Source organism: Pseudoxanthomonas wuyuanensis, from assembly GCF_900215535.1.
GTDB lineage: Bacteria > Pseudomonadota > Gammaproteobacteria > Xanthomonadales > Xanthomonadaceae > Pseudoxanthomonas_A > Pseudoxanthomonas_A wuyuanensis.
In genome coordinates this window covers 146,927-169,205 of record NZ_OCND01000006.1, presented here as the reverse complement: position 1 = coordinate 169,205, position 22,279 = coordinate 146,927, and the positions used below count along the sequence as shown (strand labels likewise).

General features: G+C 65.6%; 21 protein-coding genes and 1 tRNA gene. All 22 read left to right on the top strand.

Annotated features, from left to right (window positions below; all coding sequences use genetic code 11):
* The first annotated feature begins 77 nt into the window (after nucleotides 1-77).
* The 22 genes from trpB to nuoL all read left to right on the top strand — a co-directional run bounded on the left by trpB (nucleotide 78) and on the right by nuoL (nucleotide 22,263).
* Nucleotides 78-1,295: a tryptophan synthase subunit beta gene (gene trpB, locus CRO39_RS13375; protein ID WP_097122450.1), complete on the top strand. Its 1,218-nt coding sequence runs from the start codon at nucleotides 78-80 to the stop codon at nucleotides 1,293-1,295.
* A gap of 180 nt (nucleotides 1,296-1,475) precedes the next feature.
* Nucleotides 1,476-2,279: a tryptophan synthase subunit alpha gene (gene trpA / locus CRO39_RS13370; RefSeq protein ID WP_097122449.1), complete on the top strand. Its 804-nt coding sequence runs from the start codon at nucleotides 1,476-1,478 to the stop codon at nucleotides 2,277-2,279.
* 74 nt (nucleotides 2,280-2,353) lie between these two features.
* Complete coding sequence (gene accD, locus CRO39_RS13365; RefSeq protein WP_097122448.1) at nucleotides 2,354-3,244, top strand: acetyl-CoA carboxylase, carboxyltransferase subunit beta; 891 nt, start codon at nucleotides 2,354-2,356, stop codon at nucleotides 3,242-3,244.
* Between the two features lie 124 nt (nucleotides 3,245-3,368).
* On the top strand, nucleotides 3,369-4,733 hold the full coding sequence (glmM, locus tag CRO39_RS13360) for a phosphoglucosamine mutase (RefSeq protein WP_097122447.1): 1,365 nt from the start codon (nucleotides 3,369-3,371) through the stop codon (nucleotides 4,731-4,733).
* Between the two features lie 72 nt (nucleotides 4,734-4,805).
* Nucleotides 4,806-5,744 carry an isopenicillin N synthase family dioxygenase gene (locus CRO39_RS13355; protein ID WP_097122446.1) on the top strand — a complete coding sequence of 313 codons (939 nt, stop codon included), beginning with the start codon at nucleotides 4,806-4,808 and terminating at the stop codon, nucleotides 5,742-5,744.
* 68 nt (nucleotides 5,745-5,812) lie between these two features.
* The gene (locus CRO39_RS13350) at nucleotides 5,813-7,204 is read left to right on the top strand and encodes an NfeD family protein (protein ID WP_097122445.1); all 1,392 of its coding nucleotides are present in this window, start codon (nucleotides 5,813-5,815) and stop codon (nucleotides 7,202-7,204) included.
* 109 nt (nucleotides 7,205-7,313) lie between these two features.
* Nucleotides 7,314-8,066, top strand: coding sequence for a slipin family protein (locus CRO39_RS13345; protein WP_097122444.1), 753 nt, complete (start codon nucleotides 7,314-7,316; stop codon nucleotides 8,064-8,066).
* A 103-nt stretch (nucleotides 8,067-8,169) separates the two neighbouring features.
* On the top strand, nucleotides 8,170-8,928 hold the full coding sequence (gene tpiA, locus CRO39_RS13340) for a triose-phosphate isomerase (RefSeq protein ID WP_097122443.1): 759 nt from the start codon (nucleotides 8,170-8,172) through the stop codon (nucleotides 8,926-8,928).
* Between the two features lie 58 nt (nucleotides 8,929-8,986).
* Nucleotides 8,987-9,457, top strand: a complete 471-nt coding sequence (gene secG / locus CRO39_RS13335; RefSeq protein ID WP_097122442.1) for a preprotein translocase subunit SecG — start codon at nucleotides 8,987-8,989, stop codon at nucleotides 9,455-9,457.
* 52 nt (nucleotides 9,458-9,509) lie between these two features.
* Nucleotides 9,510-9,594, top strand: a tRNA-Leu gene (locus CRO39_RS13330).
* A 452-nt stretch (nucleotides 9,595-10,046) separates the two neighbouring features.
* A complete protein-coding gene (locus CRO39_RS13325; RefSeq protein ID WP_097122441.1) occupies nucleotides 10,047-10,403 on the top strand; it encodes an NADH-quinone oxidoreductase subunit A in 357 nt (118 codons plus the stop codon).
* A complete protein-coding gene (locus CRO39_RS13320) occupies nucleotides 10,394-10,948 on the top strand; it encodes a NuoB/complex I 20 kDa subunit family protein (protein WP_097122440.1) in 555 nt (184 codons plus the stop codon). Before CRO39_RS13325 ends, CRO39_RS13320 begins: the two co-directional genes overlap by 10 nt.
* Before the next feature lie 54 nt (nucleotides 10,949-11,002).
* Nucleotides 11,003-11,734, top strand: coding sequence for an NADH-quinone oxidoreductase subunit C (locus CRO39_RS13315; RefSeq protein WP_097122439.1), 732 nt, complete (start codon nucleotides 11,003-11,005; stop codon nucleotides 11,732-11,734).
* Nucleotides 11,731-13,017 carry an NADH-quinone oxidoreductase subunit D gene (locus CRO39_RS13310; RefSeq protein WP_097122438.1) on the top strand — a complete coding sequence of 429 codons (1,287 nt, stop codon included), beginning with the start codon at nucleotides 11,731-11,733 and terminating at the stop codon, nucleotides 13,015-13,017. The genes CRO39_RS13315 and CRO39_RS13310 overlap by 4 nt, the downstream gene beginning before the upstream one ends.
* 160 nt (nucleotides 13,018-13,177) lie before the next feature.
* Complete coding sequence (nuoE, locus tag CRO39_RS13305) at nucleotides 13,178-13,705, top strand: NADH-quinone oxidoreductase subunit NuoE (protein WP_097122437.1); 528 nt, start codon at nucleotides 13,178-13,180, stop codon at nucleotides 13,703-13,705.
* Between the two features lie 4 nt (nucleotides 13,706-13,709).
* Nucleotides 13,710-15,053 (top strand): NADH-quinone oxidoreductase subunit NuoF, encoded by a 1,344-nt coding sequence (nuoF, locus tag CRO39_RS13300; RefSeq protein WP_097122436.1) that lies wholly within the window; start codon nucleotides 13,710-13,712, stop codon nucleotides 15,051-15,053.
* A gap of 181 nt (nucleotides 15,054-15,234) precedes the next feature.
* Nucleotides 15,235-17,481, top strand: a complete 2,247-nt coding sequence (gene nuoG / locus CRO39_RS13295; RefSeq protein ID WP_097122435.1) for an NADH-quinone oxidoreductase subunit NuoG — start codon at nucleotides 15,235-15,237, stop codon at nucleotides 17,479-17,481.
* Nucleotides 17,478-18,569, top strand: a complete 1,092-nt coding sequence (nuoH, locus tag CRO39_RS13290; RefSeq protein WP_097122434.1) for an NADH-quinone oxidoreductase subunit NuoH — start codon at nucleotides 17,478-17,480, stop codon at nucleotides 18,567-18,569. Before nuoG ends, nuoH begins: the two co-directional genes overlap by 4 nt.
* Before the next feature lie 16 nt (nucleotides 18,570-18,585).
* Entirely contained in the window at nucleotides 18,586-19,074 is a 489-nt protein-coding gene (gene nuoI, locus CRO39_RS13285) for an NADH-quinone oxidoreductase subunit NuoI (protein ID WP_097122433.1), read from the top strand.
* Between the two features lie 6 nt (nucleotides 19,075-19,080).
* Complete coding sequence (locus CRO39_RS13280; protein ID WP_176520206.1) at nucleotides 19,081-19,743, top strand: NADH-quinone oxidoreductase subunit J; 663 nt, start codon at nucleotides 19,081-19,083, stop codon at nucleotides 19,741-19,743.
* Complete coding sequence (nuoK, locus tag CRO39_RS13275) at nucleotides 19,740-20,045, top strand: NADH-quinone oxidoreductase subunit NuoK (protein WP_097122431.1); 306 nt, start codon at nucleotides 19,740-19,742, stop codon at nucleotides 20,043-20,045. The genes CRO39_RS13280 and nuoK overlap by 4 nt, the downstream gene beginning before the upstream one ends.
* 7 nt (nucleotides 20,046-20,052) lie before the next feature.
* Nucleotides 20,053-22,263 carry an NADH-quinone oxidoreductase subunit L gene (gene nuoL / locus CRO39_RS13270; RefSeq protein WP_097122430.1) on the top strand — a complete coding sequence of 737 codons (2,211 nt, stop codon included), beginning with the start codon at nucleotides 20,053-20,055 and terminating at the stop codon, nucleotides 22,261-22,263.
* Nucleotides 22,264-22,279 lie beyond the last annotated feature (16 nt).

Below are 22,279 nucleotides of genomic sequence, written 5' to 3'. Positions count from 1 at the left end.
ATCGCTTTTTTGACTGCGACCTGTGCGCTAGAGTGCTGATCTTCCGGCCGAACCCCCGGCCAGCCGCCGTACCCGCCATGACCCTATCGACCCCCGCCGATTTCCACGCCTATCCCGACGCCAGCGGCCACTTCGGCCGTTTTGGTGGCCGCTTCGTCGCCGAAACCCTGATCGGCCCGCTGCAGGAACTGGCCGCCGCCTACGACCAGGCGCGTGCGGATCCGGCCTTCATCGCCGCCTACGACAAGGACCTGAAGCATTACGTCGGCCGGCCCAGTCCGATCTACGAAGCCGAGCGTTTGAGCCGCGAGGTGGGCGGGGCGCGCATCCTGCTCAAGCGCGAGGACCTGAACCACACCGGCGCGCACAAGATCAACAACACCATCGGCCAGGCGCTGCTGGCCAGCCGCATGGGCAAGACCCGCATCATTGCCGAGACCGGCGCCGGCCAGCACGGCGTGGCCAGCGCCACCGTGGCCGCGCGGCTGGGCCTGGAATGCGTGGTCTACATGGGCGCCACCGACATCGAGCGGCAGAAGATCAACGTCTACCGGATGAACCTGCTCGGCGCGCGCGTGGTCCCGGTGACCAGCGGTTCGGCCACGCTGAAGGACGCGCTGAACGAGGCGATGCGCGACTGGGTCACCAACGTGCAGGACACCTTCTACATCATCGGCACCGTGGCCGGTCCGGATCCGTACCCACGCATGGTGCGCGACTTCAACGCCATCGTCGGTCGCGAGGCGAGGGCGCAGATGCTGCAAGACTACGGCCGCCTGCCCGATGCCATCACCGCCTGCGTCGGCGGCGGCAGCAACGCCATCGGCCTGTTCCATGCCTTCCTCAACGATCCGTCCGTGCGCATCGTCGGCGCCGAAGCGGCCGGCGACGGCATCGAAACCGGCCGCCACGCCGCATCGCTGGCCGCCGGCCGCCCCGGCGTACTGCACGGCAACCGCACCTATGTGATCTGCGACGACGACGGCCAGATCACCGAAACCCATTCCATCTCCGCCGGCCTGGACTATCCCGGCGTCGGCCCCGAGCACGCGTTCCTGAAAGAAACCGGCCGCGCCGAATACCTCGGCATTACCGACGACGAAGCGCTGCATGCGTTCCATACGCTGGCGCGCACCGAGGGCATCCTGCCGGCGCTGGAATCCAGCCATGCGCTGGCGCAGGCGATGAAGCTGGCGCGCGAACTGCCCAAGGATGCGCTGGTGCTGTGCAACCTGTCCGGCCGCGGCGACAAGGACGTGCATACGATCGCTGCGCGCGAGGGGATGGCGATATGAAGCAGGAGTGAGTGAAGAGAAGTGAGAAACGAGTGGAGGCCTGGCTTCCCGTTTCCACTTCCGCTCCCGTACTCGGCTCCACTCACTTCTCACTCCTCTTCACTCACTCACTTCTCATCACTCACTTCTCATCACTCACTTCTCATCACTCACTCCTCGCCCCAACTCACTCCTCACCCCATGACCCGCCTCCAGCAGAAATTCGCCGACCTCAAGGCCGCCAACCGCAGGGCCCTGATTCCGTTTATCACCGCCGGCGATCCATCGCTGGAATCGACCGTGCCGGTGATGCATGCGCTGGTGGATGCCGGTGCCGATGTGATCGAACTGGGGGTCCCGTTCTCCGACCCGATGGCCGACGGCCCGACCATCCAGCGCAGTTCCGAGCGTGCGTTGGCGCGGGGCGCCGGGCTGCGCTACGTGCTGGAGGCGGTGGAGGTGTTCCGCCAGCAGGATGATGAAACGCCCATTGTGCTGATGGGCTATCTGAACCCGGTCGAGATCCACGGCTGCGAACGCTTCGCCGCCGAGGCGGTGGCGGCGGGTGTCGATGGTGTCCTGCTGGTGGACCTGCCGCCGGAGGAAGCGGCCGAAACCCGCGCCATCTTCAGCCGCCATGGTCTGGATCTGATTGCATTGGCCTCGCCGACCACCTCGCCCGAGCGCATGCGCATGCTGTGCGAAACCGCGCAGGGTTATCTTTACTACGTCAGCTTCGCCGGGGTGACCGGCGCTTCCGAGCGCCTGGACACGGCGGCCGCGAGCGACCGCCTGCGCGAGATCCGCAAGCTGTCGCCGGTGCCGGTAGCGGCCGGTTTCGGCATCAAGGACGCCGACAGCGCCCGCGCCATGGCGGTCGACGCCGATGGCGTGGTGGTCGGCAGCGCGCTGGTGGCATTGCTGGGCGGTGCAACGGATGCCGCCGATGCCGTTTCCCGCGCCGCAGCATTCCTGGCCCCGCTGAGGCAAGCGCTGGACGCCTGACCTCACTCAGCGATGACTGAGCTAAACTGGCATGCTTAGCTACGGCCCAACCTGAACGGGACCAAAGACAACGCATGAGCTGGCTCAGCAAACTAATGCCTTCGGGCATCCGCACCGAAGGCGGAAAACAAAGCAAACGCAGCGTCCCGGAAGGACTGTGGGAAAAATGCGACCGTTGCGGCGCCGTCCTGTACCGCCCGGAACTGGAAGAAAACCTGGAGGTCTGCCCCAAGTGCAACTTCCATATGGCCATCCGCGCGCGCGCGCGGCTGGCGGCGCTGTTCGATCCGGGCAGCACCCGCGAGATCGGCGCCGAACTCGGCCCGACCGACGTGCTGAAGTTCAAGGATCAGAAGAAGTACGCCGACCGCATCAAGGCCGCGCAGAAAAGCACCGGCGAGCGCGACGCGCTGATCACCCTGCAGGGCTTGCTGAAGGGCAGGGCGCTGGTCGCCAGCGCCTTCGATTTCGCCTACATGGGCGGTTCGATGGGTTCGGTGGTGGGCGAACGGTTTTCGCTGGGCGCGGAAAAGGCGCTGGAGATCGGCTCGCCGTTCGTGTGCTTTTCCGCCAGCGGCGGCGCGCGCATGCAGGAAAGCCTGTTCTCGCTGATGCAGATGGCCAAGACCTCGGCCGCGCTGGGCAAGCTGCGCGAGGCCGGGCTGCCGTACATCTCGGTGATGACCCATCCGACCACCGGCGGCGTGTCGGCCTCGTTCGCGATGCTGGGCGATCTGAACATCGCCGAGCCCGAAGCGCTGATCGGTTTCGCCGGCCCGCGCGTGATCGAGCAGACCGTGCGCGAAACGCTGCCGGAAGGCTTCCAGCGTTCGGAGTTCCTGCTTGAGCATGGCGCCATCGATCAGATCTGCGACCGCCGCGAACTGCGTGACCGGCTGGCGGATCTGTTGGCGTTGATGATGAAACAGCCCAAGCCGCAGGAGAGCGTGGAGGTGGTGGCATGACGATGGTGATGGTGAAGGTGAAGTCGGGACCCGGGAAAAGCGTCGGGCGCCGCGTCCGCATGCTGGCACTCGCGGACATGCGCACCTGCCCGGTCCCCGGTCCCCGGTCCCCGGTCCCGACACCATGAGCACGCGCAAATACTTCGGCACCGACGGCATTCGCGGCCGGGTCGGCGAGGGCCCGATTTCGGCCGATTTCATGCTGCGCCTGGGCAATGCCTACGGCCATGCGCTGCGCGCGTCGGTCAAGAGCGAGGGCGACTGGCGCAAGCCGATGGTGATCATCGGCAAGGACACGCGCATCTCCAACTACATGTTCGAGGCTGCGCTGGAAGCCGGGCTGGTCGCCGCCGGCGTGGACGTGGAGCTGATGGGGCCGATGCCGACCCCGGCGGTGTCGCACATGACCCGTTCGCTGCGCGCCGACGGCGGCATTGTGATCTCCGCTTCGCACAACCCGCACCACGACAACGGCATCAAGTTCTTCTCGGCCGAAGGCGAAAAGCTGGACGATGGCACCGAACTGGCGATCGAGGCCGCGCTGGAGCATCCGTTCCGTACCGTGGCTTCGGAGCAACTGGGCAAGGCCGTGCGCACCCGCGATGCGATCGGCCGTTATGTCGAAGCCTGCAAGAATTCGGTGTCGCGGCAGTTCGATCTGGACGGCATGCGCATCGTCGTGGACTGCGCCAATGGCGCGACCTACCAGGTCGGGCCGATGGTGCTGCGCGAACTGGGCGCCCGGGTCGAGGCCATCGGTACCGAACCCAACGGACTCAACATCAATGACGGCGTGGGCTCCACCCACCCCGAAGCGCTGGCCGCGCGCGTGCGCGAAAGCGGCGCCGAGCTCGGCATCGCCTTCGACGGCGACGGCGACCGGGTGCTGTTCGTCGATGCCGGCGGCGACATCGTCGACGGCGATGGCCTGATCTACATCCTGGCCCGCGACTGGCAGAAGAGCGGGCGCCTGCGCGGCCCGGTGGTCGGCACGCTGATGACCAACTACGGGCTGGAGCGCGCCTTCGCCGACGCCGGGATCGCCTTCGTGCGCGCCAAGGTGGGCGACCGCTACGTGCACCAGGCGCTGGTCGAAGGCAAGGGCATTCTGGGCGGCGAGGCCTCCGGCCACTTGCTGTGCCTGGACCGCGCCAGCACCGGCGATGGCATCGTCAGCGCGCTGCAGGTGCTGGAGGTGCTCAAGCGCACCGGCGTATCGCTGCGCGAGGCGTTGGCGGGCCTGGTGCGGGTGCCGCAGAAGACCGTCAACGTGCGCCTGGCCAATGGCGCCAGGCCCACCGAGGCCGCCGGCGTGCAGGCCGCGCTGGCCGAAGCGCAGACCGCCGTTTCCGGCCGCGGCCGCGCCTTCCTGCGCCCCTCCGGCACCGAGCCGGTGGTGCGGGTCACGGTGGAAGCCGACGACGATGCGCTGATGCAGGCGACGCTGGACAAGCTGGCCGACGCGGTCCGCGCTGCCGCGGCGCATTGAGGCAGATCAAGGCATGGAAACGGCGGGCATGCCCGAATGGCGCCCGCGCACCATCTAGTGGAGTTGACCTGAATGAGTTCCCGTATTCCCACGCTGGACATCACCCGTTTCGACAGCGACCGCGACGCCTTCGTGGCCGAGCTGGGCGCGGCCTACCGCGAATGGGGCTTTGCCGGCATCCGCAACCACGGCATCGCGCAGTCGCAGATCGACGCGGCCTACGGCGTCTTCCAGAATTTCTTCGCGCTGCCCGAGCAGACCAAGCTCAAGTACCACGTGCCCGGCAGCGGCGGCGCGCGCGGCTACACCCCGTTCGGGGTGGAAACGGCCAAGGATTCCAAGCATTTCGACCTGAAGGAGTTCTGGCATATCGGCCGCGAGATTCCCGACGATTCGAAATACCGCGACGTGATGCCGCCGAACCTGTGGCCGGATGAAGTCCCGGGGTTCCGCGAACACGGCTACGGCCTGTACCAGGCGCTGGACAAGCTGGGCTCGCGGATGCTGTCGGCGCTGGCCCTGCATATCGGGCTGCCGGAAAACTGGTTCGCCGACAAGACCGATTCGGGCAATTCGATCCTGCGCCCGATCCATTACCCGCCAATCACGACGGACGACGTCCCCAATGTGCGCGCCGGTGCGCACGAGGACATCAACCTCATCACGCTGCTGGTCGGCGCCAGCGCGGCCGGGCTGGAAGTGCTGTCGAAGAAGGGCGAATGGGTGCCGTTCACGTCCGACGCCGACACCATCGTGGTCAACATCGGCGACATGCTGCAGCGGCTGACCAACCACGTCTATCCCTCCACCACCCACCGGGTGACCAACCCGCCGGGCGAAGAAGCGCGCAAGCCGCGCTATTCGGTGCCGTTCTTCCTGCACCCCAATCCGGACTTCCTGATCGATGTGCTGCCTTACTGCGTCAGCGCCGGCAATCCCAGCCGCTACCCGCAGCCGATCACCGCCCAGGGCTACCTGGAAGAGCGCCTGCGCGAGATCAAGCTCAAGTAGCGGACGGCGGTTCCGGGCCCGGGCTGGCGTAACCTGATGCCAACATGCCTCGGCGCTATAATCGCGCCATGTCGAAACGCTGGTGGCCCCTGCTGCTTTGCGTGACGTTTCTGGCGCTGGCAAGCGCCCAGGAAAGGCCGACTGCGGTCGGCCATGCCGCCCTGATCGAGATCGACGGCGCGATCGGCCCGGCCACGACCGGATATTTCGAGAAGGCCAGCCGCCAGGCGGTCAGCGACGGCGCATCGGTCATCGTGCTGCGCATCGATACGCCGGGCGGCCTGGACGGCGCCACCCGCGACATCGTGCGGACCATCCTCAATTCGCCGATTCCGGTGATCGGCTACGTGGCCCCGGGCGGCGCGCGCGCCGCCAGCGCCGGTACCTACATCCTCTACGCCTGTCATGTGGCGGCAATGGCGCCGGCCACGCATCTGGGCTCGGCCACGCCGGTGCCCATCGGCGGGCGGCCGTTCCCGGGCGGCGACCGCGGCGACGGACCGGCGGCGGACAAGGACGATGGCCCCGGGCCCCGGGCCGATCCGTCCGACCAGAAGGATGCCGCGCGATCGGGCGATGCGATGCAGAACAAACTGCTTGGCGATGCGGTGGCGTACATCCGCGGCCTGGCCGAGCGGCGCGGCCGCAATGCCGACTGGGCCGAGCGGGCGGTACGCGAAGGCGTCAGCGCTTCCTCGCGCGAGGCGCTGGAACTGGGCGTCATCGATCTGATCAGTCCCGACAGCCAGGCGCTGCTGAAGGACGTCGATGGCCGCAAGGTACTGATGGCTGGCGGCGAACAAACCCTGGCCACGGCCGGAATCGGGATGCGCGACTATGCGCCGGACTGGCGGATGCGTTTTCTGGCGGTGCTGACCAACCCGGCGGTGGCGTATTTCCTGCTGCTGGCCGGCATCTACGGGTTGCTGCTGGAAGGCTACAACCCCGGCGCCATATTGCCTGGCGTGATGGGCGCGATCTGCCTGCTGCTGGGCCTGTTCGCCTTCCAGCTGCTGCCGGTCAACTACGTCGGCTTCGCGCTGATCCTGCTGGGCATCGTGCTGATTGTGGCCGAATCGCTGCTGCCCAGCTTTGGCGTACTGGGCTTCGGCGGCATCGCTGCGTTCGTGTTCGGTTCCATCCTGCTGCTCGACATCGACGTGCCGGGCTACCGGACCAACATGGGCATCGTGGCCGGCATCGCCACGGTGGCGGTGCTGGCGATGGCCGCCACCGTCTACCTGCTGGCGCGTTCGCGCCGGGTCGCGGTGGTCACCGGCGAGCAGGCGCTGCTGCAATCCGAACTGGTCGTCAGCGAATTCGGCGACGGCAGGGGATGGGCGCGCCTGAAAGGCGAGCGCTGGCGCATCCAGGCCGACCAGCCGCTACAGCCGGGCGATCGCGTGCGGGTGGCTGCCGTCGACGGCTTGACCCTGCGGGTGAAAAAGGCGCACGACTGACGTGCGATCTCCGCGCAGGGATGCGCGGGGCCATGCGAAGGATGCGCATCGAACCGACCCGCGGACGGAAACGCGGATCCGCGCCAGGAACGGCGCAAAGGAGACTGCCATGTTCGGATTCACCGGCGCCGTCGTGATCCTGCTGCTGGCGTTGATCGCGGCAACCATCAAGATCCTCAAGGAGTACCAGCGTGGCGTGATCCTGACGCTGGGCCGCTACACCGGCACCAAGGGACCGGGCCTTATCATCGTCATTCCCGGCGTGCAGAGCATGATTCGCGTGGATCTGCGCACGGTGGTGATGGACGTACCGTCGCAGGACGTGATCTCGCGCGACAACGTCTCGGTCAAGGTCAATGCCGTGGTCTATTTCCGCGTGGTCGAGCCGGCCAAGGCGGTGCTGCAGGTCGAGCATTACTACGAGGCCATCAGCCAGGTCGCGCAGACCACGCTGCGCTCGGTGCTGGGCCAGCATGAACTGGACGAAATGCTGACCGAACGCGACAAGCTGAACCAGGACATCCAGCTGATCCTGGACGAACAGACCGATCCGTGGGGCGTCAAGGTCACCAATGTCGAGATCAAGCACGTCGACCTGGACGAAAGCATGATTCGCGCCATCGCCCAGCAGGCCGAGGCCGAACGCTCGCGGCGCGCCAAGGTCATCCATGCCCAGGGCGAGATGCAGGCGGCCGAAAAGCTGGGCGAGGCGGCGGAGATCCTGGCCAGGCAGCCGCAGGCGATGCAACTGCGCTACCTGCAGACGCTGATCGAGGTGGCCGGCGAGAAGAATTCGACTATCGTGTTCCCGCTGCCGATGGACCTGATCGTGCCGCTGATGAAGAAACTGGAAGCCGATTGAGCGCGCTCATCCGCGATGCAGCCGCTGGCATTTGCCGCCACGGCTCGTCACCCGCTGGCCGGGAGGGTATCCTTGCGCGCCCAACTGGACAGGAATTGGTCTTATGCGCCGAAAAATCGTTGCCGGGAACTGGAAGCTGCATGGAGACCGCCGGTTCGCCTACGCGCTGATGGACGAAATCGCCGCCGGCTTGCCGCTGGACAACGTGGACGTGCTGATCCTGCCGCCGTTGCCGTACCTGGGCGAGCTGATCGAGGACTACGCGCCGCGCGGCATCGGCTTCGGTTCCCAGGACGTCAGCTGCAACGAAAAGGGCGCCTATACCGGCGAGGTGTCGGCGTCGATGCTGCTGGATGTCGGCGCGCGCTACGGGCTGGTCGGGCATTCCGAACGCCGCCAGTACCACAACGAAAGCAGCCAGACGGTGGCCTGCAAGTTCGCCGTCGCCCGCAACGCCGGACTGGTGCCGATTCTCTGCGTGGGTGAGACGCTGGAGCAGCGCGAGGCCGGCCAGACCGAAGCCCGCATCGAACGGCAACTGCAGGCGGTGTTCGAAGCGGCCGGCCCGCAAGCCTTCGAGAACGCCGTCATCGCCTACGAGCCGGTCTGGGCCATCGGCACCGGCCGCACCGCCAGCCCGGAGCAGGCCCAGGCCGTGCACGCGTTCATCCGTGGCGAAGTCGCCGCACACGATGCTAGAATTGCCGATTCGTTGCCCATCCTGTACGGCGGCAGCGTGAAGCCCGACAACGCCACGGAACTGTTCGCGCAGCCGGATGTCGATGGAGGGCTGGTGGGCGGCGCGTCGCTGGTTGCCCGTGATTTCCTCGCCATCGCGCAAGCGGCGGCGAAACGAAGCTGAAGCTTCACCGGAACCGGCCATGGCGGCAGGTTCCGCAACCGATTGAGACGAATTCGAAATGATGTTGATCCTCAACGTGGTCTACGTACTGGTCGCCATCGCGATCATTGCGATGGTGCTGATGCAGCGCGGCTCGGGTGCCGCCGCCGGTTCCGGCTTTGGCGCCGGTGCGTCCGGCACCGTGTTCGGTTCGCGCGGCGCATCCAACTTCCTGTCCAAGAGCACCAAGTGGCTGGCGGTCGTGTTTTTCGGCATCAGCCTGTTCATGGCCTGGCAGGCGACCCATAACGCGCGCCCGGCGCAGCAGCAGAACCTGGGCGTGATGTCGCAGTTGCCGGCCGCGCCGGCCCCGGCTGCCGGCGAACTGCCGTCGAGCACGGTTCCCAGCGCCCCGGTCCAGGCGCCGGCTGGCGATACCTCGACGGTTCCGGCCGCGCCCGCCGCGACTCCGCCGGTGGAGCTGGACACGGCGCAGCCGCCGTCTGCAACCCCGGCCGAACAGCCGGCTGCGCCGCCGCAGGGCGGCTGAGCCGGCTACAATAGCTCCCCGCAGCGGCCAGGCCGGCTGCGGAACTGACAATGCCCAGGTGGCGGAATTGGTAGACGCACTACCTTGAGGTGGTAGCGGCGAAAGTCGTAGGGGTTCGAGTCCCCTCTTGGGCACCAATCCAGCGCGGGTTTCGCAGTCGCCGTTCGCAGCGACCAGGCCGAGCCCGCAGAGCCAGACAGCAAAGCCCGCCGCAGTGCGGGCTTTGCCGTTCCTGTCGGCAGCGTTCTGGCGCCGAGGTTGTGGGGTGGCGCGGCGCGTTGCGGGCGCGTGGAACGTTTACTAGTCAGTTCACTAACCGTTACAATTCCGCCGATTCGTTGCCGGCCCGGTACGTGTTGCGGAAGGGCGGCAACGGAACGTTTCCGCTGCCGCCAACGCCGGGCTTCGGATTCAGAGGGAAGCCGTCGGTTGGCCTGCCGCTGCAGGCACGGGATGGTTTCCAGCGCACCCGCGCAAGGCCGCCGGCATCGCGGCTTCCATGGCGAAATGCGAGCCTTTTGCAAGGTGGATGCGCGACAGCGTGTAAACTTTGCGGCGGGCGGGTTAGGACAAGAGAAGAGAATCGCGAGTGCTGGCCAATTATCTGCCGACCCTGTTGTTCTTGATCGTCGCTACCGGCATCGGCATTGCGCTGATGGTGGTCGGTCGATTCCTCGGCCCGCGCCGCCCTGACGCGCAGAAACTCTCGCCTTACGAATGCGGCTTCGAACCGTTCGAAGACGCGCGCATGAAGTTCGACGTGCGCTACTACCTGATCGCCATCCAGTTCATCGTGTTCGACCTGGAAATCATCTTCATCGTCCCGTGGACCCTGGTCTTCCAGGAACTCGGCGCGCGCGCACTGGTCACGATGGGCCTGTTCGTCGGCATGCTGTTCCTCGGTTTCATTTACGTCTGGAAGAAGGGAGCGCTCGAATGGGAGTGATCCAAACCATCGACCGCCTGATGACCAACCCGATCCCGGAAGGGCGGGTGGACGACATCCTGCGCCCGGAAGGCGACAATCCGCTGCTGGAAAAAGGCTACGTGACCACCAGCGTCGATGCGCTGATGAACTGGGCGCGCACCGGCTCGATGTGGCCGATGACCTTCGGCCTGGCCTGCTGCGCGGTGGAAATGATGCACGCCGGCACCTCGCGGCTGGACCTGGACCGCTATGGCGTGGTGTTCCGCCCGTCGCCGCGCCAGTCCGACGTGATGATCGTGGCCGGCACCCTGGTCAACAAGATGGCCCCGGCGCTGCGCAAGGTCTATGACCAGATGCCCGACCCGAAGTGGGTGATCTCGATGGGCAGCTGCGCCAACGGCGGCGGCTACTACCACTACTCGTACTCCGTGGTGCGCGGCTGCGACCGCATCGTGCCGGTGGACGTGTACGTGCCCGGTTGCCCGCCGACGGCCGAGGCGCTGGTCTACGGCATCCTGCAGTTGCAGAAGAAGATCTGGCGCACGCAGACCATCGCGCGCTGACTCTTCCCCGGCTTCCCCGAAATCCGTCCCCTTACCCAGAGCACGCCACGCCCCATGGCCGAGCAAGCTTTAAATCTCACCGACCGGTTGCGCGCGCGATTCGCGGACGCGCTGGTCACCGTTGCCGAGCCGCGTGGCGAGATCACGCTGGAAGTGCCGTCGCCGTCCTGGCACGCGGTGTGCCTGGCGTTGCGCGACGAATTCGGTTTCGAACAGGCCATCGACGTTTGCGGCGTGGACTACCTGGGCTACGGCAGCGACGAATGGGACACCTCCGACGTTTCCTCGGAGGGTTTCAGCCGCGGCGTGGAGGGGTTCGGTCCCGGACGGTTCAACTGGGAACAGCGCCCGCAGGGCGAAGCCGGCCCGGAGCGCCGTTTCGCGGTCGTGCTGCACCTGCTTTCCTTCCAGCACAATCGCCGCCTGCGCGTGCGTTGCTACGCGCCCAACGACGACCTGCCGGTCGTGGCCTCGGTCACCGATATCTGGGCCGGCGCCAACTGGTTCGAGCGTGAAACCTACGACCTTTTCGGCATCATCTTCGAAGGGCATCCGGACCTGCGCCGCATCCTGACCGACTATGGATTCGTGGGCCATCCGTTCCGCAAGGATTTCCCGCTGATCGGCAACGTCGAAGTGCGCTACGACGACGAGAAGAAGCGCGTGATCTACGAGCCGGTGACCTCGGTCGAACCGCGGGTCGGCGTGCCGCGCGTGATCCGCGACGATGCGCGCTACCAGACCGCCGCCGGCGAGCAGGCCGCGCGCGAGGGCAACAAGTCATGAGCACGCAAGCTTCCAATCCCGCCGCAGTCCGCCCGGAAATCCGCAACTACACGCTGAACTTCGGCCCGCAGCATCCGGCCGCGCACGGCGTGCTGCGCCTGATCCTGGAAATGGACGGCGAAACCGTGGTCCGTGCCGACCCGCATGTCGGCCTGCTGCACCGCGGCACCGAGAAACTCGCCGAATCCAAGCCGTTCAACCAGTCGATCGGCTACATGGACCGGCTGGACTACGTGTCGATGATGTGCAACGAGCATGCCTACGTGCGCGCCATCGAAACCCTGATGGGGATCGAAGCGCCCGAGCGCGCGCAGTACATCCGCACGATGTTCGACGAGATCACCCGCATCCTGAACCACCTGATGTGGATCGGCTCCAACGCGCTGGACCTGGGCGCGATGGCGGTGATGCTGTACGCCTTCCGCGAACGCGAAGAATTGATGGACTGCTACGAGGCGGTCAGCGGCGCGCGCATGCACGCCACCTACTACCGTCCGGGCGGGGTTTACCGCGACCTGCCGGATCGCATGCCCAAGTACAAGGAATCGCCCTGGCGCAAGGGCAAGGCGCTGAAACTGTTCAATGCCGCGCGCGAAGGCTCGCTGCTGGATTTTCTGGAAGACTTCACCAACGAATTCCCCAAGCGCGTCGACGAATACGAGACGCTGCTGACCGACAACCGCATCTGGAAGCAGCGCACCGTCGGCATCGGCGTGGTGACGCCTGAGCAGGCGCGCGCCTGGGGCATGACCGGCGCGATGCTGCGCGGTTCGGGCATCGCCTGGGATCTGCGCAAGAAGCAGCCCTACGCCAAGTACGACACGGTCGAATTCGACATCCCGGTCGGCACCAATGGCGATTGCTACGACCGCTACCTGGTCCGCGTGGCCGAGATGCGCCAGTCCAACCGCATCATCCAGCAGTGCGTGCGGTGGCTGAAGGCCAATCCTGGCCCGGTGATGGTGCAGAACTACAAGGTCGCTCCGCCGTCCCGCGAGGAGATGAAGGACGACATGGAAGCGCTGATCCATCACTTCAAGCTGTTCAGCGAAGGCTATTGCGTGCCGGCCGGCGAAACCTACGCCGCAGTCGAGGCGCCCAAGGGCGAATTCGGCTGCTATCTGGTGTCCGACGGCGCCAACAAGCCGTTCCGCGTGCATCTGCGCGCGCCCGGGTTCGCGCACCTGTCCTCGATGGACGCCATCGTGCAGGGCCATATGCTTGCCGACGTGGTTGCGATGATCGGTACTTACGACTTGGTATTTGGCGAGGTGGATCGGTGAGCGCGCCAGGACTCGGGACTCGGGACTCGGGACTCGGCGAAGGCTGGTCTGCGGTGTCCTTTTCTGTAAACGCGGTTGTTCTTTCTCATGGTTCGGACGCTGGCGGACGCGGGCTCCTGCGAGTCCCCAGTCCCCAGTCCCGAGTCCCGGAGTTCCACGCATGAAAGCCACAGGAAACTTCGAAAAAGCGCAGCACGTCGATCCGCTGGTGGCGTTGAGCGACAAGACGCGCGCGCATATCGACCACTGGCTGGGCAAGTTCCCGCCGGACCGCAAGCGTTCGGCGGTGCTGCAGGGCCTGCATGCCGCGCAGGAACAGAACAACGGCTGGCTCAGCGATGAGCTGATCGCCGCCGTGGCCAAGTACCTGGACCTGCCGCCGGTATGGGCGTACGAGGTCGCCAGCTTCTATTCGATGTTCGAGACCGAGAAGGTCGGCCGCAACAATGTGGCCTTCTGCACCAACATCAGCTGCTGGCTCAACGGCGCCGAGGATCTGGTCGCCCACGCCGAGAAGAAGCTCGGCTGCAAGCTGGGCCAGTCCACCGCCGACGGCCGCGTCTACCTGAAGCGCGAAGAAGAATGCGTGGCGGCCTGCTGCGGCGCGCCGGTGGTCGTCATCAACGGCCACTACCACGAGAAGCTCACGCCTGCGAAGGTGGACGAGCTGCTGGACGGGCTGGAGTAAGCACATGGCACATCATTCCCATCCGTCCGAAGGCTACGGCCCGGTCGGCCCGGCTCCCAAGGAGCACCAGGTCGTCTACACCACGCTGCATTTCGACAAGCCGTGGTCGTACGAGAACTACCTGAAGACCGGCGGCTACAGCGCGCTGCGCCGGATCATCGAAGAGAAGATGCCGCCGGCTGATGTGGTCGAGATGGTCAAGCAGTCCGGCCTGCGCGGCCGCGGCGGCGCAGGCTTTCCCACCGGCCTGAAGTGGAGCTTCATGCCCAAGGGCGACATGCAGAAGTACATCCTCTGCAATTCGGACGAATCCGAGCCGGGTACGGCCAAGGACCGCGACATCCTGCGCTTCAACCCGCATGCGGTGATCGAGGGCATGGCCATCGCCTGCTATGCCACCGGTTCCAGCGTGGCCTACAACTACCTGCGCGGCGAGTTCCACCACGAACCGTTCGAACACCTGGAAGAGGCCACCGCCGAAGCCTACAAGCATGGCTGGCTGGGCAAGAACGTGCTCGGTTCGGGCATCGACATCGACATCTACAACGCGCTGGGCGCGGGCGCCTACATCTGCGGCGAAGAAACCGCGCTGATGGAATCGCTGGAAGGCAAGAAGGGCCAGCCGCGCTTCAAGCCGCCGTTCCCGGCCAACTTCGGCCTGTACGGCAAGCCCACCACCATCAACAACACCGAGACCTATGCCTCGGTGCCGGCGATCATCCGCAACGGCGCCGAGTGGTTCCTCAACCTGGGCAAGCCCAACAACGGCGGCCCGAAGATCTTCTCGGTGTCCGGCCACGTCGCCAAGCCCGGCAACTATGAAATCCGCCTGGGCACGCCGTTCGCCGAACTGCTGGAAATGGCCGGGGGCATCCGCAACGGCCACAAGATCAAGGCGGTGATTCCGGGCGGTTCGTCGATGCCGGTACTGCCGGGCGAAACCATGATGGGCCTGACCATGGACTACGACAGCATCCAGAAGGCCGGTTCCGGCCTGGGTTCGGGCGCGGTCATCGTGATGGACGAAACCACCTGCATGGTGCGCGCCTGCCAGCGCATCGCGCGCTTCTACTTCAAGGAGAGCTGCGGCCAGTGCACGCCGTGCCGCGAAGGCACCGGCTGGATGTACCGCATGATCACCCGCGTGGTGGAAGGCAAGGCGACGCTGGAAGACCTGCAGACGCTCAAAGCCGCCGCCGGCCAGATCGAGGGCCACACCATCTGCGCCTTCGGCGAAGCCGCCGCCTGGCCGGTGCAGGGCATGCTGCGCCACTTCTGGCACGAGTTCGAGTATTACATCGTCAATGGGCGATCCATTGTCGATGAGAAGCTGGGAGTGGCGGCATGAGTACTCTCCATCGATCGGGACCGGGGACCAGGGACCAGGGACCGGGAAGAGCTTTTGGTTTCCTGCCCAAGACAGTGACAAAAGAATCTGAAACATCGGGACGTTTGGCGGTCGCGTCAGGGATCAACGGGGGTGTTCAGCCGGTCCCCGGTCCCCGGTCCCCGGTCCCGGGAGCCATCGCATGAGCGCCCAGCCCGTAAACCCCAACGTCCCGCCGGATCACCTGACCATCGAAATCGATGGCCAGTCGCTGGTCGTGCCGAAAGGCTCGATGATCATCCAGGCCGCCGACAAGGCCGGTATCCCTATCCCGCGCTTCTGCTACCACGACAAGCTGGCCATCGCCGCCAACTGCCGCATGTGCCTGGTCGACGTGGAAAAGATGCCCAAGCCGGCGCCGGCCTGCGCCACGCCGGTCATGGATGGCATGAAGATCGCCACGCGCAGCGAGAAGGCGTTGAAGTCGCAGCGCAACGTGATGGAGTTCCTGCTGATCAACCATCCGCTGGACTGCCCGATCTGCGATCAGGGCGGCGAATGCGAACTGCAGGATCTGTCGCTGGGCTATGGCCGGTCGGTCAGCCGCTTCCAGGAACGCAAGCGAGTGGTGCCGGACGAGGACATCGGTCCGCTGGTGGCCACCGAGATGACCCGTTGCATCCAGTGCACGCGTTGCATCCGTTTCACCGCCGACATCGCCGGTACCTACGAGCTGGGCGGCATGTACCGCGGCGAGAACCTGCAGATCGGCACCTATGACGGCAAGCCGCTGACCACCGAGCTGTCGGGCAACGTGATCGATGTCTGTCCGGTCGGCGCGCTGACCAACAAGGTGTTCCAGTTCCGCGCGCGTCCGTGGGAGCTGATCGCGCGCGAATCCGTCGGCTACCACGATGCCATGGGTTCCAATCTGTTCCTGCATGTGCGCCGCGGCGAAGTGCTGCGTACCGTCCCGCGCGACAACGAGGCGGTCAACGAATGCTGGCTGTCCGATCGCGATCGTTATTCGCACCAGGGGCTGCATGCCGAGGACCGCGCGGTCCGGCCGCTGCGCAAGATCGACGGTCGATGGCAGCAAGTGAGCTGGGCCGAAGGCCTGGCCGCCGCCGCCGATATCCTGCGTGCGCACCCGGGCGACGAACTGGGCGTACTGGCGCATCCGGCCACCTCCAACGAGGAGGGCGGCCTGCTGGCAGCGCTGGCCGACGGGTTGGGTTCGCAGAACCTGGACCATCGCATCTTCAACCGCGACTTCTCCGATGGCGCGGTGGCGCAGCCGTTCGCGCTGCCGCTGGCGGAAATCGAACAGGCCGATGTCATCGTGCTGGTCGGCACCAACATCCGCCACGAGTTGCCGCTGCTGCATCAGCGCATCCGCAAGGCCACCCGCCGCGGCGCGCGCGTGCATGCGGTCAACCCGGTCGATTTCGATTTCGCTTTCGATATCGCCGGCAAGACCATCGTGGCGCCGTCGCAGCTGGCCGGCGCGTTGGGCGATGCCGCGCTGCGCGAGGCCGCCAGTAATGCGACCCGCGCGGCGGTCATCGTTGGCGGGCTGGCCGAAAACCATCCTGCCGCCGCCAAGATCCGTGCGGCGGCCGCCGATTTCGCTGCCGCCACCGGTGCCTCGCTGTGCCGCATTCCGCAGGGCGCCAACGCGCTCGGTCTTGCCCGCACCGGCGTGCTGCCCGGCAAGCGCGACGTGGTCGGCATGTTTGCCGAGCCGCGCAGCGCCTATGTGCTCTATGGCATCGAACCGGGGCTGGACTTTGCCGACAGCGCCGCCGTGCAGAAGGCGTTGAACGCGGCCAAGGTCGTCGCATTCAGCCATTTCGCCTGCCAGTCGACCCGCGATGTCGCCGACGTGATCCTGCCGATTGGCGCGCTGCCGGAACTGGAGGCCACGCTGACCAATCTGGATGGTGTCGAGCAGCGCACGCAGCCGGGCGGCAAGCTTCCCGGCGAAGCCCGTGAAGGCTGGCGGGTGCTGCGCGCCCTGGGCGGCGAACTGCAGCTGCCGGCCTTCGATTTCACCGACCTGGCCGGCGCGCGTGCGCTCGCCGCCAACCGGCAGCCGACGGGTATCAACCGCGGTGCCGCCAGCCCGGCTCCGACGGCAGGCCATGCCGATGGGCTTGAACTTGCGGTCAGCGCGGGCATCTACCGCACCGACAGCGTGGTCCGTCGCGCAGCCGCGCTGCAGGCGCACCCGCTCAACGTGCCGGCGCGCATCGTGCTGAATCCGGCCGATGCGCAGGCGCTGGGCCTGGCCGAAGGCAAGGTTGCCAAAATCGGCAGCGCCGACGGCACGGCAGCGTTGCCGCTGGCGGTCGACGCACGCGTCGCGGCGGGTACGGCCTGGATTGAAAGCGGCCACGGCGCGACTTCGCCGCTGGGAGCCGGACGTGTCACGGTGGTGAGCGCATGAATGAGTTGTTGATCAACGCGGTTGGCCCGTTGCGCGAATGGTTCTTCGGGCTGGGCGATATCGGCGTAGCCCTGTGGATCGTGCTGAAGATCCTCACCATCGCCATGCCGGTGATCATCGCGGTGGCGTTCTATGTGGTGTGGGAACGCAAGCTGATCGGCTGGATGCATGTGCGCCACGGGCCGATGTACGTGGGCATGGGCATCTTCCAGGCCTTTGCCGACGTGTTCAAGCTGCTGTTCAAGGAAATCATCCAGCCCAGCAGCGCGCAGAAGGCGATGTATGTGATTGCGCCGCTGATCACGCTGGCGCCGGCATTCGCCGCCTGGGCGGTGGTGCCGTTCGACGCCAGGCTGGTGCTGTCCAATGCCAACGCCGGCCTGCTGTACCTGCTGGCGATGACCTCGCTGGGCGTGTACGGCATCATCATCGCCGGCTGGGCCTCCAACTCCAAATACGCGTTCCTGGGCGCGATGCGCTCGGCCGCGCAGGTGGTCAGCTACGAAATCGCGATGGGTTTCGCGCTGGTCGGCGTGCTGATCGCCGCCGGCAGCATGAACCTGACCGACATCGTGATGGCGCAATCGGGCAACAACGGCTTCCTCGAGTGGTTCTGGCTGCCGCTGTTCCCGCTGTTCGTCATCTACTGGGTGTCCGGCGTGGCCGAGACCAACCGCGCGCCGTTCGACGTGGTGGAAGGCGAGTCGGAAATCGTCGCCGGCCACATGGTGGAGTATTCGGGCGCGGCGTTCGCGCTGTTCTTCCTGGCCGAATACGCCAACATGATCCTGATCAGCTTCCTGGTGGCGCTGTTCTTCCTCGGCGGCTGGCTGAGCCCGCTGCAGGGCTGGATCAGCGCCGACATCTCGCCGTGGGTGGACTGGATCTGGGTTGGCGGCTGGCCGTGGCTGCTGCTGAAGGTGCTGTTCTTCGCCAGCGCCTACATCTGGTTCCGCGCCAGCTTCCCGCGCTACCGCTACGACCAGATCATGCGGCTGGGCTGGAAGGTGTTCATCCCGCTGGCCATTGCCTGGATAGCGGTGACCGCGGTGATGGTGTTCTTTGGCGTGTTCGAGAAGGGCGCATGATTAAGGACATGCTGAAATGAATAGGATCATCCACTTCTTCAAGAGCCTGATGCTGCTCGAGCTGCTGGGCGGACTGTGGCTGACGCTGAAGTACGCCTTCAAGCCGAAGTACACAATGATGTACCCGATGGAGAAGTTCCCGCAGTCGCCGCGCTTCCGCGGCCTGCATGCGCTGCGCCGCTACCCCAACGGCGAGGAGCGCTGCATCGCCTGCAAGCTGTGCGAGGCGGTATGCCCGGCGCTGGCCATCACCATCGACTCGGCCAAGCGCGAGGACGGCACCCGCCGCACCACGCGCTACGACATCGACCTGTTCAAGTGCATCTACTGCGGCTTTTGCGAGGAAAGCTGCCCGGTGGATTCGATCGTGGAAACGCATGTGCTGGAGTACCACTTCGACAAGCGTGGCCAGAACATCGTGACCAAACCGCAGCTGCTGGCGATTGGCGATCGGCTGGAAGCCGAAATCGCCGAGCGCCGCGCCGCCGACGCCGCTTTCCGCTGAGGTCCTGTGATGGATTGGGTATTGATCAGTTTCTACGCCTTTGCCGCCGTCGCGGTCGCCTCGGCCGGCGCGGTGATCAGCGTGCGCAACCCGGTGCATGCGGTGTTGTGCCTGATCCTGACGTTCTTCTCGGTGGCCTGCACCTGGTTGCTGGTGGGCGCGGAGTTCCTGGGCGTGGCGCTGATTCTCGTCTACGTGGGCGCGGTGATGGTGCTGTTCCTGTTCGTGGTGATGATGCTGGACATCGACATCGTCAAGATCCGCGAGGGCTGGGTGCGCTTTCTGCCGGCCGGCCTGCTGGTGGCGGTGGTGATGCTGGTGCAGATGCTGGTGCTGATCGGCATCAAGGCGAAGATGGCCGCGCCATTCCCGGACAACGCAGCGTCGGCGGCGGCGGAAGTCTCCAATACCGCCTGGCTGGCGCGCAGCCTGTTCACCGAATTCCTGCTGCCGTTCGAATTCGCCGCGGTCATCCTGACCGTCGCCGTGGTGGCGGCGGTGATGCTGACGCTGCGCAAGCGCGAAGGCATCAAGAGCCAGAATCCGTCCGAGCAGTCGCGGGTCAAGGCCAGCGATCGCCTGCGCATGGTCAAGGTCGCGGTCGAAAAGCCGCAGCGGGACAATCCGCCTCCGGCCGATGCCGGTAGCGAAGGGGAGGGCAAGCCATGATTACGCTGGGTCACCTGCTGGCGCTGGGCGCGGTGCTGTTCTGCATCAGCCTGGCCGGCATTTTCTTGAACCGCAAGAACGTCATCGTGCTGCTGATGTCGATAGAGCTGATGCTGCTGTCGGTCAACATCAACTTCATCGCCTTCTCGCGCGAACTGGGCGATGCCGCCGGGCAGATCTTCGTGTTCTTCATCCTGACCGTGGCTGCGGCCGAGGCCGCCATCGGCCTGGCGATCCTGGTCACCCTGTTCCGCACCCGGCGCACGATCAACGTCGCCGAAGTCGATACGCTCAAAGGCTGATGCACTGATGACTGGTCTGGAACATATCGGCGGACTGCCGGCGATTTCAAAGAACGTACTGCTGGCGATCGTGCTGGCGCCGTTGCTGGGCAGCATCATCGCCGGCCTGTTCGGCCGCCAGGTGGGGCGCGCGGGCGCGCACTGGGCGACCATCCTCAGCGTGGCGATCAGCTGCGCGTTGTCGGGCTGGGTGCTGTACCAGCTGGTCGGGCAGGGCGCATCGCCGTTCAACCAGAACGTCTACACGTTCTTCGAGATCGGCAACTACAGCGGCCACATCGGCTTCATGATCGACAAGCTGACCGCGATGATGATGGTGGTGGTCACCTTCGTCTCGCTGCTGGTGCATATCTACACCATCGGCTACATGGCCGAGGATCCCGGCTACCAGCGCTTCTTCAGCTACATCTCGCTGTTCACCTTCAGCATGCTGATGCTGGTGATGAGCAACAACTTCCTGCAGCTGTTCTTCGGCTGGGAAGCGGTGGGCCTGGTGTCCTACCTGCTGATCGGTTTCTGGTTCAAGCGCCCGAGCGCGGTGTTCGCCAACATGAAGGCGTTCCTGGTCAACCGGGTCGGCGATTTCGGCTTCCTGCTGGGCATCGCCGGCGTGCTGTTCATGTTCGGCACGCTGGATTACGCCACCGTATTCGCCAATGCGCCGATGCTGGCCGGCAAGGCCGTCACCGTCTGGTCCGGCGCCATCAACCTGTTCGGGCAGAGCTGGCAGGTGCTGGATGAGCCGGTGGTCTGGTTCCTGGCCACCGCGATCTGCATCTGCCTGTTCATCGGTGCGATGGGCAAGTCGGCGCAGGTGCCGCTGCACGTCTGGCTGCCGGATTCGATGGAAGGCCCGACCCCGATCTCGGCGCTGATCCACGCCGCGACCATGGTCACCGCGGGCATCTTCATGGTGGCGCGGATGTCGCCGCTGTTCGAGCTGTCGCAGACCGCGCTGGATTTCGTGCTGTTCATCGGCGCAACCACTGCGTTGTTCACCGGCCTTATCGGCATTGTGCAGAACGACATCAAGCGCGTGGTGGCGTATTCCACGCTGTCGCAGCTGGGCTACATGACCGTCGCACTGGGCGTGTCGGCCTATTCGGCGGCGGTGTTCCACCTGATGACCCACGCGTTCTTCAAGGCGCTGCTGTTCCTGGCCGCCGGCTCGGTGATCATCGGCATGCACCATGAGCAGGACATGCGCAAGATGGGCGGTCTGCGCAAGTACATGCCGATTACTTATTTCACCAGCCTGATCGGCACGCTGGCGCTGGTCGGCACGCCGTTCTTCTCCGGCTTCTACTCCAAGGACACCATCATCGAAGCGGCCAAGCACCACAAGGAGCAGGCCGGCGAGTTCGCCCACAAGATGGCCGAGATGGGCACCATGGCGCCGGATATCAGCGGGCCGAGCAGCTGGATCGCCAACTACGGCTACTGGGCGGTGTTGCTGGGCGTGCTGGTCACCAGTTTCTACAGCTTCCGGTTGCTGTACCTGACCTTCCATGGCAAGGAACGTTTCCGCGAAACCCATGGCGCTCATGGCCATGACGATCACGCCCACGACGCTCATGGGCATGACGGCCATCACGGCGTACATGAGCCGCACGAATCGCCGTGGGTGGTGACGGTGCCGCTGATCCTGCTGGCCATCCCGTCGATCCTGATCGGCTATTTCACGGTCGGCCCGATGCTGTTCGGCACCGACTGGAGCGGGCATCACGAGCGGTTGCCGTTCTTCCTGGGCGCGATCGATTTCGCCAACCCCGCCCGCGACACCGTGCTGCAGCTGAAGCAGACCTTCCATGGTCCGTGGGAATTCGCGCTGCACGGCATCAAGGCCGCGCCGTTCTGGCTGGCGCTGACCGGCTTCCTGCTGGCCTCCGCGCTGTACCTGTGGAAGACCGAATGGCCGGCCAGGCTGCGCAGCAGCACGATCGGCGCGTTCCTGACCAACATCCTGGACAAGAAGTACTGGGCAGACCATCTTTGGATCGGCGGTTTTGCCGCCGGCGGCGTCAAGCTGGGCAAGGTCTCGCGCGCTATCGATACCCATCTGATCGACGGGGTTGCGGTCAACGGGAGTGCGCGGCTGATCGATCTGGCCGCCAACCTGCTGCGCCGTACCCAGTCCGGTTTCCTCTACCACTACGCCTTCGCGATGATTCTCGGCCTGATTGCCCTGCTGGCCGTGCTCATCCGGTTCTGGCAATGAAACCGCTGGCGATGAA